The 14,815-nt window shown below is 73.0% G+C and carries 13 protein-coding genes and 1 pseudogene; 3 read left to right on the forward strand and 11 right to left on the reverse strand.

Going from position 1 to position 14,815, the window contains the following annotated elements; translation table 11 throughout:
* Positions 1–308: pseudogene (locus AB0E07_RS38585) on the forward strand (serine/threonine protein kinase); the annotation flags it as partial.
* Positions 309–361: 53 nt separating this feature from the next.
* On the opposite strand, the gene AB0E07_RS38590 reads toward AB0E07_RS38585, so the two are convergent.
* The 10 genes from AB0E07_RS38590 to AB0E07_RS38635 form a co-directional block, all read right to left on the reverse strand.
* A complete protein-coding gene (locus AB0E07_RS38590) occupies positions 362–1,180 on the reverse strand; it encodes an RNA methyltransferase (protein WP_362262786.1) in 819 nt (272 codons plus the stop codon).
* Positions 1,181–1,244: 64 nt separating this feature from the next.
* Positions 1,245–2,477: a uroporphyrinogen-III C-methyltransferase gene (gene cobA, locus AB0E07_RS38595; protein ID WP_362262789.1), complete on the reverse strand. Its 1,233-nt coding sequence runs from the start codon at positions 2,475–2,477 to the stop codon at positions 1,245–1,247.
* 279 nt (positions 2,478–2,756) lie between these two features.
* A complete protein-coding gene (cobT, locus tag AB0E07_RS38600; protein WP_362262792.1) occupies positions 2,757–6,521 on the reverse strand; it encodes a nicotinate-nucleotide--dimethylbenzimidazole phosphoribosyltransferase in 3,765 nt (1,254 codons plus the stop codon).
* A 366-nt stretch (positions 6,522–6,887) separates the two neighbouring features.
* Complete coding sequence (gene cbiE / locus AB0E07_RS38605) at positions 6,888–8,099, reverse strand: precorrin-6y C5,15-methyltransferase (decarboxylating) subunit CbiE (RefSeq protein ID WP_362262795.1); 1,212 nt, start codon at positions 8,097–8,099, stop codon at positions 6,888–6,890.
* A gap of 67 nt (positions 8,100–8,166) precedes the next feature.
* On the reverse strand, positions 8,167–8,805 hold the full coding sequence (locus tag AB0E07_RS38610; RefSeq protein WP_362262798.1) for a GNAT family N-acetyltransferase: 639 nt from the start codon (positions 8,803–8,805) through the stop codon (positions 8,167–8,169).
* Between the two features lie 126 nt (positions 8,806–8,931).
* On the reverse strand, positions 8,932–9,750 hold the full coding sequence (locus AB0E07_RS38615) for a MetQ/NlpA family ABC transporter substrate-binding protein (RefSeq protein WP_362262801.1): 819 nt from the start codon (positions 9,748–9,750) through the stop codon (positions 8,932–8,934).
* Positions 9,751–9,762: 12 nt separating this feature from the next.
* Positions 9,763–10,596, reverse strand: a complete 834-nt coding sequence (locus AB0E07_RS38620; RefSeq protein ID WP_362262804.1) for a MetQ/NlpA family ABC transporter substrate-binding protein — start codon at positions 10,594–10,596, stop codon at positions 9,763–9,765.
* A 101-nt stretch (positions 10,597–10,697) separates the two neighbouring features.
* The gene (locus AB0E07_RS38625) at positions 10,698–11,423 is read right to left on the reverse strand and encodes a methionine ABC transporter permease (protein WP_362262807.1); all 726 of its coding nucleotides are present in this window, start codon (positions 11,421–11,423) and stop codon (positions 10,698–10,700) included.
* Positions 11,420–12,457 (reverse strand): ATP-binding cassette domain-containing protein, encoded by a 1,038-nt coding sequence (locus AB0E07_RS38630; RefSeq protein WP_362262810.1) that lies wholly within the window; start codon positions 12,455–12,457, stop codon positions 11,420–11,422. The genes AB0E07_RS38625 and AB0E07_RS38630 overlap by 4 nt, the downstream gene beginning before the upstream one ends.
* A 329-nt stretch (positions 12,458–12,786) precedes the next feature.
* Positions 12,787–13,437, reverse strand: a complete 651-nt coding sequence (locus tag AB0E07_RS38635) for an HAD family hydrolase (protein ID WP_362262812.1) — start codon at positions 13,435–13,437, stop codon at positions 12,787–12,789.
* Positions 13,438–13,506: 69 nt separating this feature from the next.
* Between AB0E07_RS38635 and AB0E07_RS38640 the strand changes: the two genes are divergently transcribed.
* A complete protein-coding gene (locus tag AB0E07_RS38640; protein ID WP_362262815.1) occupies positions 13,507–13,866 on the forward strand; it encodes a hypothetical protein in 360 nt (119 codons plus the stop codon).
* Between the two features lies 1 nt (position 13,867).
* Positions 13,868–14,305 (forward strand): hypothetical protein, encoded by a 438-nt coding sequence (locus AB0E07_RS38645; protein WP_362262818.1) that lies wholly within the window; start codon positions 13,868–13,870, stop codon positions 14,303–14,305.
* On the opposite strand, the gene AB0E07_RS38650 is transcribed toward AB0E07_RS38645, so the two are convergent.
* Positions 14,295–14,792 (reverse strand): GNAT family N-acetyltransferase, encoded by a 498-nt coding sequence (locus AB0E07_RS38650; RefSeq protein ID WP_362262820.1) that lies wholly within the window; start codon positions 14,790–14,792, stop codon positions 14,295–14,297. The genes AB0E07_RS38645 and AB0E07_RS38650 overlap by 11 nt on opposite strands.
* Between the last annotated feature and the right edge of the window lie 23 nt (positions 14,793–14,815).

Genomic DNA, 14,815 nt, shown 5'->3' on the forward strand with positions numbered 1-14,815 from the left:
GTGGCACCGGGCGGACCGCGCCGCGCAGCGGCGCCGGGCGGCCCGCGCCGCGCACCACGGGCACGGGACGCCGGCCCGCCAACCCGCAGTTGCTGCGGCAGCGGCTGTTCGTCTTCGTCGTGGTGACGCTGCTGGTCGCGCTCGGCATCGCCGCCGCCCAGGGGTGTCAGGGCCCCGACCGGGGCCTCGGGGACGAGCGGGGTGTCGTGCGCGAGGAGCGCTCGGCGCCGCCGTCGCCCGGGTACACCCCGCCGGACGGGCCGGTCCTGTCCATGCGGTACGAGTCGGCCCTGGACGCCTCGCGGTAGCAGCTGCCCCCGGACGCCCGCGGTAGCCGCGTGCCCCGGGCGACCCGCGGTGGCTACGCCTCGGGGCGGCCCGTCGCCACCGCGTAGAAGGCGACCGCCGCGGCCGCGCCCACGTTCAGGGAGTCGACGCCGTGGGCCATCGGGATGCGGACCCACTGGTCAGCGGCGACCAGGGCCTGACGGGACAGGCCGTCGCCCTCGGCGCCGAGCATCAGGGCGACCCGGTCCATCCGGTGCGGGGCGGCCTCGTCGAGGGAGCCGGCCTTCTCGTCCGGAGTCAGCGCGAGGAGCTCGAAGCCGGCCTCGCGGACCGACTCCAGGCCCTTGGGCCAGGTGTCGAGGCGGGCGTAGGGCACGGAGAAGACGGCACCCATCGACACCTTGACGCTGCGCCGGTACAGCGGGTCGGCGCAGTCCGGCGAGAGCAGCACCGCGTCCATGCCGAGGGCCGCGGCCGAGCGGAAGATGGCGCCGATGTTGGTGTGGTCGTTGACCGACTCCATGATCACCACCCGGCGGGCGGTGCGCAGCAGGTCGGCCGCCGTGGGCAGGGGCTTGCGCTGCATGGAGGCGAGCGCCCCGCGGTGCACGTGGTAGCCGGTGACGCGTTCGGCCAGCTCCGGGCTGACCGCGTAGACGGGGGCGGGGAGTTCGTCGATGACGTCGCGCATGACGTCGACCCACTTGGCGGAGAGCAGCATCGAGCGCATCTCGTAGCCGGCGTCCCTCGCCCGGCGGATGACCTTCTCGCCCTCCGCGATGAACAGGCCCTCGGCGGGTTCGCGCTTGCGGCGCAGTTCCACGTCGGTCAGGCCCGTGTAGTCGCTCAGGCGCGGGTCGTCGGGATCGTCGACGGTGATGAGATCGGCCACAGGGTGATACTGCCTTGTCGTGCGTGCGGTGCCAACGGCTCCGGCGGGGATGAGTTACCTCGGGTTACGGCAAGGTCGCCGGACCGACCTTGACGACGTCGCCGATGACGACCACCGCCGGCGGCTTGACCTCCCGCGCGACGACGACCTCGGCGACGGTGGCGAGGGTGGCGTCGACCCGGCGCTGGGCGCTGGTGGTGCCCTCCTGGATGAGGGCGAGGGGGGTGTCCGGGGACTTGCCGTGCGCCATCAGGGTCGCGGCGACCTTCCCGATCGTGGCCACGCCCATCAGGATCACCAGGGTGCCGGTCAGCTTGGCGAGCGAGGGCCAGTCGACCAGGGAACGCTCGTCGTCCGGGGCGACGTGACCGCTGACCACGGTGAACTCGTGCGCGACCCCTCGGTGGGTGACCGGGATACCGGCGGCGCCCGGCACCGAGATGGAGCTGGAGATGCCGGGGACGACGGTGCACGGGATCCCCGCCTCGGCGAGCGCCTGGAGCTCCTCCATGCCACGGCCGTAGACGTAGGGGTCGCCGCCCTTGAGGCGGACCACCGACTTGCCCTGCTTGGCGTGTTCGATCAGGGCGTTGTTGATGGCCTCCTGGGCCATGAAGCGGCCGTAGGGCAGCTTGGCCGCGTCGATGACCTCGACGCTGGAGGGCAGTTCGGTGAGCAGGTCGCGCGGGCCCAGGTGGTCGGCGATGACCACGTCGGCCTCGGCGAGCAGGCGCCGGCCGCGGACGGTGATCAGGTCCGGGTCGCCGGGGCCGCCGCCGACCAGGGCGACGCCGGGGGTCCGGGCGCGGAAGTGGGGGGCGACCAGGGTGCCGTCGCGCAGGCCCTCGACGACCGCGTCCCGGACGGCGGCGGTGTGCCGGGGGTCGCGGGAGCGGCTGTCGGTGGTGAGCACGGCGACGGTGACGCCCTCGCTGTGTCCGGTGGCGGGGGTCCAGGCCGTGGCCGCCTCGGCGTCGTCGGAGCGGACGCAGAAGACGCGGTTGCGCTCCCCCTCGGCGGAGGCGGTGGTGTTGGCCTCCGGGTCGCTGGTGGCGATCAGGGCGTACCAGGCGTCCGCGAGGTCGCCCTCCTCGTACGGGCGTCGCTCCCAGGTGAACTCGCCCGCGTCCGCCATGGCCTGGACCGAGGGGGTCACCTCGGGCGAGACGAGGGTGATGTCGGCGCCCGCCGCGATCAGGGCGGGGAGCCGGCGCTGGGCGACCTGGCCGCCGCCGAGCACGACGACCCGACGGCCGGTGAGGCGCAGGCCAACGGGGTAGACGGGGTTTTCGGCCATGAGGGTGTGGCTCCTCTGGTGCGGCGGTGCGGGGCCCTGACGTGCGGATTTTACGGGGCGGCGGGCCGGGGGGCACCGGGTGTCCGGTGGCTGGGCAGGGCGTGCCCGTGGCCTGGCGTCACACTCCCGTCATCCGAGGGGAGCGGTCCCGGCGGCGTCGTGGGCCCCCTCGGTCGAGTGCGGCCGGGGCCGAGGGGCCTGCGGACGCACGGCGCGACGGAACGTGACGACAGGCCGGCGGGGACCCGGGGTACTGCTCCCGGGTCCCTGGGGCGCGGCCTACTTCTCGGTGACCCCGGCGGAGTCGAACGTGGCCACCTCGTGCATCGCCCGTGCCGTGCTCTGGACCAGGGGCAGGGCGAGCAGGGCGCCCGTGCCCTCGCCGAGCCGCAGGTCGAGGTCGACCAGCGGACGCAGGCCCAGCTTGTTGAGCGCGGCGACATGGCCGGGTTCCGCGCTGCGGTGGCCGGCGATGCAGGCCGCGAGGACCTCGGGGGCGATGGCGCGCGCCACCAGGGCGGCGGCGCCGGCGCTCACGCCGTCCAGGATGACCGGAGTGCGCAGGGAGGCGCCGCCCAGCAGCAGGCCGACCATGGCGGCGTGCTCGAAGCCGCCGATCGCCGCCAGCACGCCGATGGGGTCGGCGGGGTCGGGCTGGTGGACCTCCAGGGCCCGGCGCACGACCTCGGTCTTGCGGGCGAGGGTCTCGTCGTTGATGCCGGTGCCGCGGCCGGTGACCTCGGCCGGGTCGGCCCCGGTGAAGACCGAGATCAGGGCCGCGGACGCGGTGGTGTTGGCGATGCCCATCTCACCGGTGAGCAACGCCTTGTTGCCGGCCGCGACCAGGTCGCGGGCCGTCTCGATGCCGACCTCGATGGCCTGCTTGGCCTCGTCGAGGGTCATCGCGGGGCCGGTGGTCATGTCGGAGGTGCCGGCCCGGATCTTGCGGGGCAGCAGGCCGGGAGTGGCGGGGAGGTCGGCGGCGACACCGACGTCGACCACGCAGACCTCGGCGCCCACCTGGCCGGCGAAGGCGTTGCAGACCGCGCCGCCGCCGAGGAAGTTGGCCACCATCTGGGCCGTGACCTCCTGCGGCCAGGGGGTCACGCCCTGGGCGTGCACTCCGTGGTCGCCGGCGAAGATCGCGACGGCCGCGGGCTCCGGGATCGGCGGCGGGCACTGGCGGGACAGGCCGGACAGCTGCGCGGAGATGATCTCCAGCATGCCCAGCGCGCCGGCCGGCTTGGTCATCCGCTTCTGGCGCTCCCACGCCTCACCGAGCGCCTTGGCGTCGAGCGGGCGGATCTGGGCGACGGTCTCGGCGAGCAGGTCGTGGGGGTCCTCTCCGGGCAGGGCGCGACGGCCGTACGTCTCCTCGTGCACGACCCAGGACAGCGGGCGGCGCTTGGACCAGCCGGCCTGCATCAGCTCGGGCTCGTCCGGGAACTCGTCGACGTACCCGACGCACAGGTAGGCGACGACCTCCAGGTGCTCGGGCAGGCCGAGGGTGCGGACCATCTCGCGCTCGTCGAAGAAGCTGACCCAGCCGACGCCGAGGCCCTCGGCGCGGGCGGCGAGCCAGAGGTTCTCCACGGCGAGGGCGGAGGAGTACGGCGCCATCTGGGGCTGGGTGTGCCGGCCCAGGGTGTGCCGGCCGCCGCGCGTGGGGTCGGCGGTGACCACGATGTTCACCGGGGTGTCGAGGATGGCCTCGATCTTCAGTTCCTTGAACTGCTTGGCCCGGCCCTTGGGCAGCGACTTGGCGTAGGCGTCGCGCTGGCGCATGGCCAGTTCGTGCATGGTCCGCCGGGTCTCCGCGGAGCGGATGACGACGAAGTCCCAGGGCTGGGAGTGGCCGACCGAGGGGGCCGTGTGGGCTGCCTCCAGTACGCGCAGCAGCACCTCGTGCGGGATGGGGTCGCTGCGGAAGCCGTTGCGGATGTCACGGCGCTCGCGCATGACCTTCAGCACGGCCTCGCGCTCGGCGTCGTCGTAGCCGGGCGCCGCGGGGCCCGCGGACTGTCGTGGCTCGGCCGTGCCCTCCTCCTGGTCGGCGGCCCGGGTGTCCAGGTCCTCCGCGTGCTGGACGAGTCCGGGGTCGCCCTCGCGCGGGGCGGGCACCGGGAGCCCTTCGGCCGCGGGCAGGACGATCGGCTGCGGCGGGGTCGGCGCGAGGTGCGGGGTGGTCGGCACCTGACCGTCCACGGCGACGAACTGCCCCAGCGGCTGGTCCGGGGCCGCGGCGACGTACGACGGCTGCAGCTGGGGACCGGCGGGGTCGGCGACGTACGGCTGCGGCGGGGCCTGCGGCTCCTCGGCGGCGGCCGCCTCGGCCGGCTGCGGGGCGGGCTCGGGCGCGTGGGCGGCGGCCTGCGCCGGGAGGGCGGGCTCCGCGAGGTCGGCCGGGGGCGCGTCCGGGAAGGCGGCGGGATCCGCGGGAGCCTCGGCGGGCTCGGGGTGCTCGGGGTGCTGCCTCGGCAGGACCGTCTCGGACGGCGCGGCCTCGGGTACGGGTGATTCGGCCACGGGCGCTTCCTCTGCCGGGGCGGGTTCCTCGGCCACGATCAGGGCGGGATCGGCGGCCGTGACGTCGGGCGTGGCGACGTCGGGGATGGCGACGTCAGGGGCGGCGAAGTCGGGGGCCGGGACGTCAGGGGCGGTGACGTCGTGTGCGGCGTGTTCGTGGGCGGGCTGCTCGGGAGCGACGGTCGGCTCGGCGGGCTGCTCGGACACGGCGACAGGCTCGGCGGGCTGCTCAGGCACGGCGACAGGCTCCGCGGCCGGCTCGGACACGGCGGTCGGCTCGGCGTGCGCCGGCCCGGGTGCCGGGGGCTCAGCGACCGCGGGCGCCGCGGGGGCCGCGGCTTCCGCGAGGTCATGCTCGGGGGCTGTCTGCTCAAGGCCCGTCTGCTCGACGGCCGCGGGCGGTTCGGCCGCGGCGTCCTCCACGGGCACGTCCACGGGCACGTCCACGTCCGCCACCACGGCTTCCGCGGCGACCGCCGCGCCGGCCTCGACGACCGGTGCCTGCGGGGCGGGCGCCTCGGAGGAGGCGGCAGGGGCGGCGGGCGAGGCGGCGGGGGCGAGGTCCGGGTGCGCGCCGTCGGCATCGGTGCCCGGCTCAACGGGCGGCTCGGCGGGCGGGGGGACCGGCTGGGCGGCCTCGGAATCGGGCGCCGGGACCTGCGCGGGCCCGGCGGGCTGCGCCGCTTCGACGGGCGTTACGGGCTGCGCGTCCTCCGCCGCCGGTGCGGCCGGGTGGCCGTTCCCCGGCCCGTCGGCGGAGTCGCCGCCGGGCGCGGACGCCTCGGCCGGAGCCGCAACGACCGGAGCCGTGCCGTCCTCCTGCGGTTCCGGGGCGGTGTGCCCGAGCGCGGGCTCCTCCTCGGGCCGGGCCACGGCGACCGCCTCGGTCGTGAGGCGGGCCATGGCGGCCTGCGCCGGGTCCAGGGGGCCTGCGGCCGTCGCCACCGGCGGTGCGAACTGCGGGGCGACCTGCGGAACAACCGTTTCGGCAGCCGGCGCCTCGACGGCGACCGGGGCCGCGAGGGGCGAGGGGGCGGGAGCGGGGGCCGGGCTGCCCCACGGCGCGGCCGGCTGCGGCTGGAGCATGTCCAGGTACTCGGGGCCGGGGGCAGGCTGTGCCGGCTGCCGGACCGGCGCGCCCACCGCGCCGCGGTCGGCGAGGGAGCGGACCGGGCTGGCGGAGGCGTCGGGGGTCGGCGGGCCGAGGTGCAGCGGGCGCCGCGGAGCGGTCGGCGGCACCGGGGCCGGGTTGCGGACCGCGCTGAGGTCGACCGAGCCGCTGTCCCGGCCGGAGATCTCGTGGGCACCGGGTTCGTGGAGGGCCTCCACGACCGGTTCCGGCGCGGGCGGGGCGACCTCGTTGCCCCACGCGCTCTGGGCGCCGGGCAGGAGCAGCAGGTCTTCGTCCTCGGCGGTGGTCTCGGAGAGGTAGGTGTACGCGCCGGGGACGCCCGGCTGCTCCACCATGCCTGCGTTCTCCGGCAGTCCCTCGCCCGGAACCTGGCCGGTGTCGGTCATGCGTACCCCTCGCCCATCGGTTAGTGCTTCTACGACCAGCTCACCGGAGCGGCGCACCGACCGCCCCGTAGAGAAGAACGAGCGTGTGTGCCCAGCGGCACGAACGACCCGTCCACAAAGACGACAAAGCCATTAACTGGCATTGTCGCGGCCGTTCCCCCGTCACGACAGCTTCATCCGCAACGAGCCCGCTGTGGACTGCGCCACGTTGCGCGTCCTCCGGTTCTGCCGTACCACACCCGCCCCAAAACGGTCGTGTTTTCCGGACATTGACCTACGAAGCGTCGGGCGTCCGAGTGCGGTGCAACGATCGGCCAGCCTACCGCGCGCGGTACGACAACAGGATCACGGGGACGCCTTCGGACGTCAGGGCGTTCTGTCCGGCAGGAGGCCGCTGAGCAGGAACGCGACGCTCCGCTCGGTCTCCGTCCAGGCCCGGGTGTCGAGTTCGACGGACTGCAGGAGCGCGCACTCGACGCGGTAGCCGTGCTCGGTGAGGTCACGGCCGATGATCTCGGCCTCGTCCCGGGTGGAGGCGTGGGTGACGATGCGCTGCGGTCGGCGGTCGGCGACCGCGGAGACGACCGCCGCTCCCCCGCCGGCGACCCGGACGACATCGGGTTCGGGAAGGTCCTCCAGGACGTGCGGGGCGGTGCCCTGCACGACCTGGAGCTGGACGCCCAGGGCGCGCCCGTTGGCCTCCGTGCGCTCGCAGGCCCGGGGGTCGCTGTCGACGGCGATGACCGCGGCCCCGGCCCGCGCCGCCTCGGTGGCGAAGGCGCCGCTGCCGCAGCCGATGTCCCACACCAGGTCGCCGACGCGGGGCCCGAGCCGGGCCAGTTGGGCCGCGCGCAGCGGTTCCAGTTCGCCCTCGCCCATGAGGCCGCCGTAGGTCTCGGCGGGCAGGGTCCAGCCGCGGGGGCCGGCGGCGTGGTCGCGGCCCGCGATCCAGCCGCCGTCCTCCACCACCGGGGCGGGGCCGCCGATGACGATGACGACGTTGGGGTCGCGCCAGGTGTGGTCGGCGGCCTTGTCGGAGGTGACGACGGAGACCTGTTCGCGCTCCGTGCCCAGTTCCTCGCAGATGACGAAGGTCCGGTGGACGCCCTCCAGCAGCAGGCCGAGTTCGGCGGGGCCGGCGCCGGGCGAGGTGAGGACGGCGACCTTGGGGTGGGCCCGGCACACGTTCACCGCGCGGCGCAGGGTGCGCCGGTGCGCGACGACGACCTGCGCGTCGTCCCAGGGCATGCCGGCGCGGGCGAAGGCGGCGGCGACCGAGGTGACGCCGGGGACGACCTCGACCTCAAGGCCGTACTCGGGCGCGCGCAGGGTGCGCACCACGCCGAAGAAGCCGGGGTCGCCGTCGGCGAACACCACAGCGGTGCCGCGGTGGGCGACGATCCGGCGGGCGGCGAGGGCGACGCTGCCGAGCCGGACGCGCTCCGCCCCGGGCGGTACTTCGGGCAGCTCCAGATGGTGCGCGGCACCGGCCACCAGCGTGGCGGCGCCGAGCGCGCCGCGCGCCGCGGCGGTCAGGGGCGAGCCGTCCCAGCCGATCACCGTGACCCGGTCGGCCATCGTCGTCAGTCTCCAGGGGTTTGCGCAGGTGGACGGGGCAGCCCGAGACTATCCCGACCGGCCGGGGTCAGTTCCAGTCGGAGTACGAGCCGAATCCGCCGTGATCGGCCAGCTGGTCCGCCGCTCCCTCCAGGTCCTCCGGCAGCAGGCTCCAGACGATGAAGTCGGTGCGCAGGTCGGCCCAGGTGCCGTCGTCGGCGCGGACGTGCGCTATGCACGCGTTGCGCAGGACGCCCTCGCTGATGCAGCCGATCTTCTGGGCGACCTGCTGGCCGGCGGTGTTGTCGGCGGCGGTGCGCAGTTCGATGCGCTCGAACTTCTGGTCGCCGAAGAGCCACTGGGCGGTGGCGAGGGCGGCTTCGGAGGCGTAGCCCTCACCGCGGGCCCAGGGGGCGATGATGTACGCCAACTCGGTGGCGCGGACGTGCCAGTTGGTCTTGGAGAGCCGCACGACGCCGACCAGGCGCTGGGTGAGGAACTCGGTGACGGCGAGATCGAGTCCTCGCCCCGACTCCCTTTCGGCGGAGGCGTGTTCACCGATCCAGGCGCGCGCTCCGGCCTCGGTGAAGGGCTGGGGCACGTCCGTCCAGGCGGCCACCTGCTCGTCGTTCATCATCTCCGTCAGGGCGGGCAGGTCGTCCTCGTCGAGGGGACGCAGCACCAACCGCTCCGTGCTGATGGAGATGTTGGGGAAGGTGCTCGTCATGCGCCGCTCCGTAACCTTCGAAAACGTCAGCCTGCTGAACTGCCCAGCATGCAGCATGAAAGCACCGAACCGCACCACGGGGTCCGCCCTGTTCGACGAGGGCGGACCCGTGGCGCGGTGCGATGTTCAGAAGGTCGGGATGACGGAACCCCGGTACTCGTCCTCGATGAACTTCTTCACCTCGGGCGAGGTGAGCAGGTCGACGAGCTTCTCGACCCGGGGGTCGTCCTCGTTGCCCTTCTTGACGGCGAGGAGGTTGGCGTAGGGGTTGTCCTCGGCCGACTCCAGCAGGATGGCGTCCTCGGTGGGGCTGAGTCCGGCGTCCTGGGCGTAGTTGTTGTTGATGACGGCCGCCGCGACGTCGTCGAGCGAGCGCGGCAGCTGGGCGGGCTCCAGCTCCTTGAACTTCAGGTTCCCGGGGTTGGCCGTGATGTCCGCGGGGGACGCGTCCGTGCCCGCGCCGTCCTTGAGCGTGATGACGCCCTCGGCGGCGAGGAGTTGCAGGGCTCGGCCCTCGTTGGTGGTGTCGTTGGGCACCGCGACGGTGGCCCCGTCGGGGAGCTTCGTGACGTCGGCGGCCTGCTGGGAGTAGACGCCCATGGGCGGCAGGTAGACGTCGACGACCGGGACCAGGTCGGTGCCCTGGGACGCGTTGAAGTCGTCCAGGTAGGGCTCGTTCTGGTAGAGGTTCGCGTCCAGCGAGCCTTCCTGGAGGGCGGTGTTCGGCAGGACGTAGTCCGTGAACTCCTTGATCTCCAGGTCGAGGCCCGCGTCCTCGGCGAGGTTGTCCTCGATGTAGGACAGGACCTCGCCGGCCGGGACGGCGGTGGCGCCGACGACGAGAGTGCCCTCGCCGTCGCCGGCGCCGTCACCGGAACCCGAACCGCAGGCCGTCAGGGAGAGCGCGAGCGCGGCGGCCGCCGCGGGGATGACGGTCTTGCGCATCGGTCGCTCCGCTCAGAAGGAGGCGATGACGGAGCCGGCGTACTTGTCCTCGATGAACTTCTTCACCTCGGGCGAGGTGAGCAGCTCTTCGAGCTTCTTGACGCGCGGGTCGTTCTCGTTGCCCTCCTTGACGGCGAGGAAGTTGCCGTAGGGGTTGTCGTCCGCGGACTCCAGGACGAGGGCGTCCTCGGCGGGCTTGAGGTCGGCCTCGATGGCGTAGTTGCCGTTGATCACCGCCGCGTCCACGTCGCTCAGGGAGCGCGGGGTCTGGGCCGCCTCCAGCTCCTTGAACTTGAGGTTCTTGGGGTTCTTGACGATGTCCGCGGGGGTCGCCTCGTTGCCGACGCCGTCCTTCAGCGTGATGATCCCGTTGGCGTCGAGGAGCTTGAGGGCGCGGGCCTCGTTGACGCTGTCGTTCGGGACGGCGACGGTGGCACCGCTCTTGAGGTCGTCGGCGCTCTTGGCCTTGCTGGAGTACAGGCCGAGCGGCTCCAGGTGGACCGTCACGACGGGCACGATGTGGGTGCCGTTCTTCTTGTTGAAGTCGTCGAGGTACGGCTGGTTCTGGAAGTAGTTGGCGTCGACCGAGCCGTCCTCCGTCGCCGTGTTCGGCGTGACGTAGTCGGTGAACTCCTTGACCTCCAGGTCCAGGCCCGCGTCCTTCGCCAGGTTGTCCTTCACGTAGGTGAGGATCTCGGCGTGCGGGACGGGGCTCGCGGCGACGACCAGCGGGCCGCTGGTGTCGGAGGAGGCGGAGTCGCTGTCGGAGGAGCCGCAGGCGGTCAGCCCGAAGGTGAGGGCTCCGGCGGCCAGGACGGTGGTGGTGATCTTGGCGGTGTTACGCACGAAAAGTGCCTTTCCTTATGGGTGGTGCGACCCCGTCGTGGGTGGACGGGGAGTCCTTGGGGGGTGCGGGGCGGCCGCGGCGGGCCGTCCGCGCGGCCGTGTCAGGCCGTGTTGGTGGTGGCCGCGGAGGCCTTCAGCAGCCGGAGCTTCGGCCCGGGGCCCGAGCGGCCGCCGCGGCGGTGCAGGGAGCGGGCCGCGTAGTCGCCGGCGAACTGGATAAGGGAGATGACCACGGCGAGGATCGCCACGGTGATCCACATCAGCTCGGTCTCGAAGCGCTGGTAGCCGTAGCGGATGGCGATGTCGCCGAGGCCGCCCGCGCCGACCGTGCCGGCCATCGCGGAGTAGCCGATGAGGGCGACGATCGTGGTGGTCGTGGAGGCGATCAGCGAGGGCAGCGACTCCGGTACCAGGACCTTGCGGACGATGGTCCAGGTGTTGCCGCCCATCGACTGCACGGCCTCGACCAGTCCGCCGTCCACTTCGCGGACGGCCGTCTCGACCAGGCGGGCGAAGAACGGGATCGCGCCGATGGCGAGCGGCACGATGGCCGCCTCGCGCCCGATGGTGGTGCCGGTGAGGGAGCGGGTGAAGCCCATCAGCGCGACCATCAGAATGATGAACGGCATCGAGCGGGCGACGTTCACGACCTGCCCGATCACCTTGTTGGCGACGACGTTCTGGAGCAGTCCGTCCTTGTCGGTGAGGACGAGGAGGATGCCGAGCGGAAGTCCGCCGACGACGGCGATGAGCGTGGACCAGCCGACCATGTAGAGGGTGTCCCAACACGCCTGCTCCAGCAGCGGCTGCATCTCGGACCAGGTCACTTGGACACACCTTCCTTCAGCAGAACGGGCTCCTGGCCCAGTACGTCGATCTGGAGTCCCTGTTCGCGCAGGAAGCCGATCGGCACGACGTTGTCCTCGTAGCGGCCGGGCAGTTCGATGCGCATCCGGCCGACCTGGAGCCCGCCGACGGTGTCGATGGCGGCGCCGAGGATCGAGATGTCGACGTTGTAGGTGCGCGACAGCTGGGAGATGACCGGCTGGGTGGCGGCCTCGCCGTGGAAGGTGATGTCGACGACGGTGCGGTCGTCGCCGGTGGCCTCGCCGCCGACCGGGAAGAGCGCGGCGGCCAGCTCCGAGCCGGGGGTGGCGAGCAGTTCGCTGACCGTGCCGGACTCCACGACGCGGCCCCGCTCCATGAGGGCGGCCGAGTCGCAGATGGACTTCACGACGTCCATCTCGTGCGTGATGAGCAGCACCGTCAGGCCGAGCTGGCGGTTGAGGTCGCGCAGCAGTTGGAGGATGGAGCGGGTGGTCTCCGGGTCCAGGGCGCTGGTGGCCTCGTCGGAGAGGAGCACCTTGGGGTCGCCGGCCAGGGCGCGGGCGATGCCGACGCGCTGCTTCTGGCCGCCGGAGAGCTGGGCGGGGTACGCCTTGGCCTTGTCGGCGAGTCCGACCAGGTCGAGGAGTTCGAGCGCCTTGCGGGAGCGCTCCTTGCCGGAGACGCCGAGGATCTCCAGCGGCAGTTCGACGTTGTCCTGCACGCTGCGCGAGGACAGCAGGTTGAAGTGCTGGAAGACCATGCCGATCCGGCTGCGCGCCTGCCGCAGCTCCTTGCCGGCGCGGGGGCCGCGGCCGGCGAGGGCGGTGAGGTCCCGGCCGGCGACGGTGACCGTGCCGGCGGTGGGGCGCTCCAGGAGGTTGACGCAGCGGATGAGGGAGGACTTGCCGGCGCCGGACTGGCCGATGACGCCGTACACCTCGCCCTCGCGGACGTGCAGGTCGACGCCGTCGAGGGCGGTGACCTCTCGACCGCCGGTCCGGTAGACCTTGGTCAGGCCCGATGTGGTGATCACTGGGGTTTCCGTCACTGTCGAGTACGCGGGCGTGGGTGTGCCCTGGTACGGGAGGAAAGATGTGCGCGGGGCAACTGGTCACGTACGGCTGGAGGCGTACGGACATGCCGTGGCGGCTCGCTTCGGGGCGCGAGGCTCAGGAGGTGGTGCGGGGGCCCTCTAGAAGGCGCACATTCGACACATACAACGAGCACCGGGCGTCAGGGTCGCCTCGGTCGCAAAGCTGCGGCTGCTCGTCGTGGTCATGCGATCAGTAAAGCAGACGTATTGCGCGGACCGGGAACCGCTGTCCGGATGCCGGACAGCGGTGGACACCCGGCGGCGGGCGGTCAGGACCGGACGGAGATCTCCACGCCCCGGTCGGTGACCAGGGCGGACAAGGCCGAGAGGTCGTTCACGACCAGATCGGCGTCGAGTTCGTGGGCCCGGTGGGTTGTGGCCAAGGCCACGGTGGTCATGCCCGCGGCGCGACCTGCCTGAAGGCCGGCGGGGGCGTCCTCGAAGACGACGCAGCGGGCCGGGTCGACACCCAGCCGGCGGGCGGCCAGGAGGTAGGGCTCGGGGTCGGGCTTGCCGCGGGTGATGTCGTCGGCCGCGATCAGCGTCTTGGGCAGGACGCCCACGGCGTCGAGGCGGGCCTCGGCCAGCCTGCGGGTGGCGGAGGTCACCACGGCCCACCGGTCCGCGGGCAGGGAGTCCAGGAAGGACCGGGTGCCGGGCAGCAGTTCCACGCCGTCGTTCGGGACGTCCTCCACCTCCAGCGTCTCGATCCGGGCGACGGCCTCGGCAACGATGTCGGAGGGCAGCAGGTCGGCGGCTATCTCGGCGGCCGGGCGGCCGTGCAGCTCGATACGGGCGAACTGTTCGGCGGTGATGCCGTACTCGCCGGCCCACTGGGTCCAGCAGCGGTCGACGGAGGCGAGGGAGGAGACGAGGGTGCCGTCGTTGTCGAACAGCAGTGCTTCGGCGTGGATGTGCATGGCCTCGACCCTACGGCGCCCGCCGGGGGCGGCCGCACCTGGCCTTTTGGCCCGTAATAGGGTCGCTCCATGCTTGATGCCCTGACGCTCGTGACCGGCGTCGCCGCGTTGCTGCTCGCCGCGTGGTGCGGCTTCGCCGCGTACCGCGACGAGCCGACGAAGGACTGGCACTTCATCGGCATGGCCGTGGTGACCGCGCTGACGCTGGTCCAACTGGTCGTCGGGATCGTGCAACTGGCGCGCGGCGAGGACCCCGAGCAGGGCACGACGATCTTCGTCGCCTATCTGCTGGGCGCCTTCGCCTGTGTGCCGGCGGCGGGGTTCATGTCGCTCGCCGAGCGGACGAAGTGGGGTTCGCTCACGGTCGCGGCCGGCGCCGTGGTGCTGGCGGTGCTGGAGGTGCGGCTCTATGACATCTGGGGAGGCTGACATGCCCGCGGCGCAGGAGCAGGAGCAGGAGAAGCCGGAACAGCGGCAGCGGCTCATCAGCGGGCCCGGGATGCTGCTGGTGTGGCTGTACGGCGTGATGGTGGTCGGCGCGGTGTCGCGCTCGGCCGTGCAGATCTCCACCGAGTTCGACCACGCCCCGCTCGCCTACTCGCTCTCGGCGGTGGCGGGCCTGGTCTACGGCTTCATCACGTACACGCTGGTCAGGGGCGGCGAGACGGCCCGCAGGGCGGCGCTGGTGTGCTGCGCCGCCGAACTCGCGGGTGTCCTGGTCGTCGGCACCTGGACGCTGCTGGAGCCCTCGGCGTTCCCCGACTCCACGGTCTGGTCCGACTACGGCATGGGGTACCTGTTCATCCCTGTACTGCTGCCGCTCTCGGCGATCTACTGGCTGCGCAGGGCGGGCGCCGTCACGCGGTAGCCGCGTACGCCCCGGCCGCCTTCTCCAGGACGATCATCGGTACGCCGTCCGTGCCCTCGGAGGTGCCCACCGCCGTGTAGCCGACCTTGCGGTAGAGGCGCAGGGGGCCCTCGCTGCGGTGGCCGGTGTGCAGCCGGAAGCGGGTGGCGCCGCGCTCCTCGGCGAGCGCGGACTCGGCGGCCCGGAGCAGCCGCGCGCCGATGCCGTGGCCCTGGAGGCGGGGGTGGACGCAGAGCTTGCCGATGGCGGCGGCGCCGTCCTCGGTGAGCGAGCCGCGGACCGAACCGACCACTTCGTCGCCGAGCCGGGCCACGAAGACGCAGTCCCCGGCGACCTCCTCACGCACGGAGTCCATGGTCTGGACGAGCGGGTCGATGCGGTAGTTGCCGTACAGGGCCGCCTCGCTCTGGAAGCAGAGGTACTGCAACTTGAAGATCTGCTCCGCGTCCTGCTCGGTCGCCGCAGAGATGGTCACGCTCATGCCCATGTGCGCACGCCTCCCGCTCACCT

Origin of the sequence: Streptomyces sp. NPDC048002, from assembly GCF_040653275.1 — a bacterium.
Classification (GTDB): Bacteria; Actinomycetota; Actinomycetes; order Streptomycetales; family Streptomycetaceae; genus Streptomyces.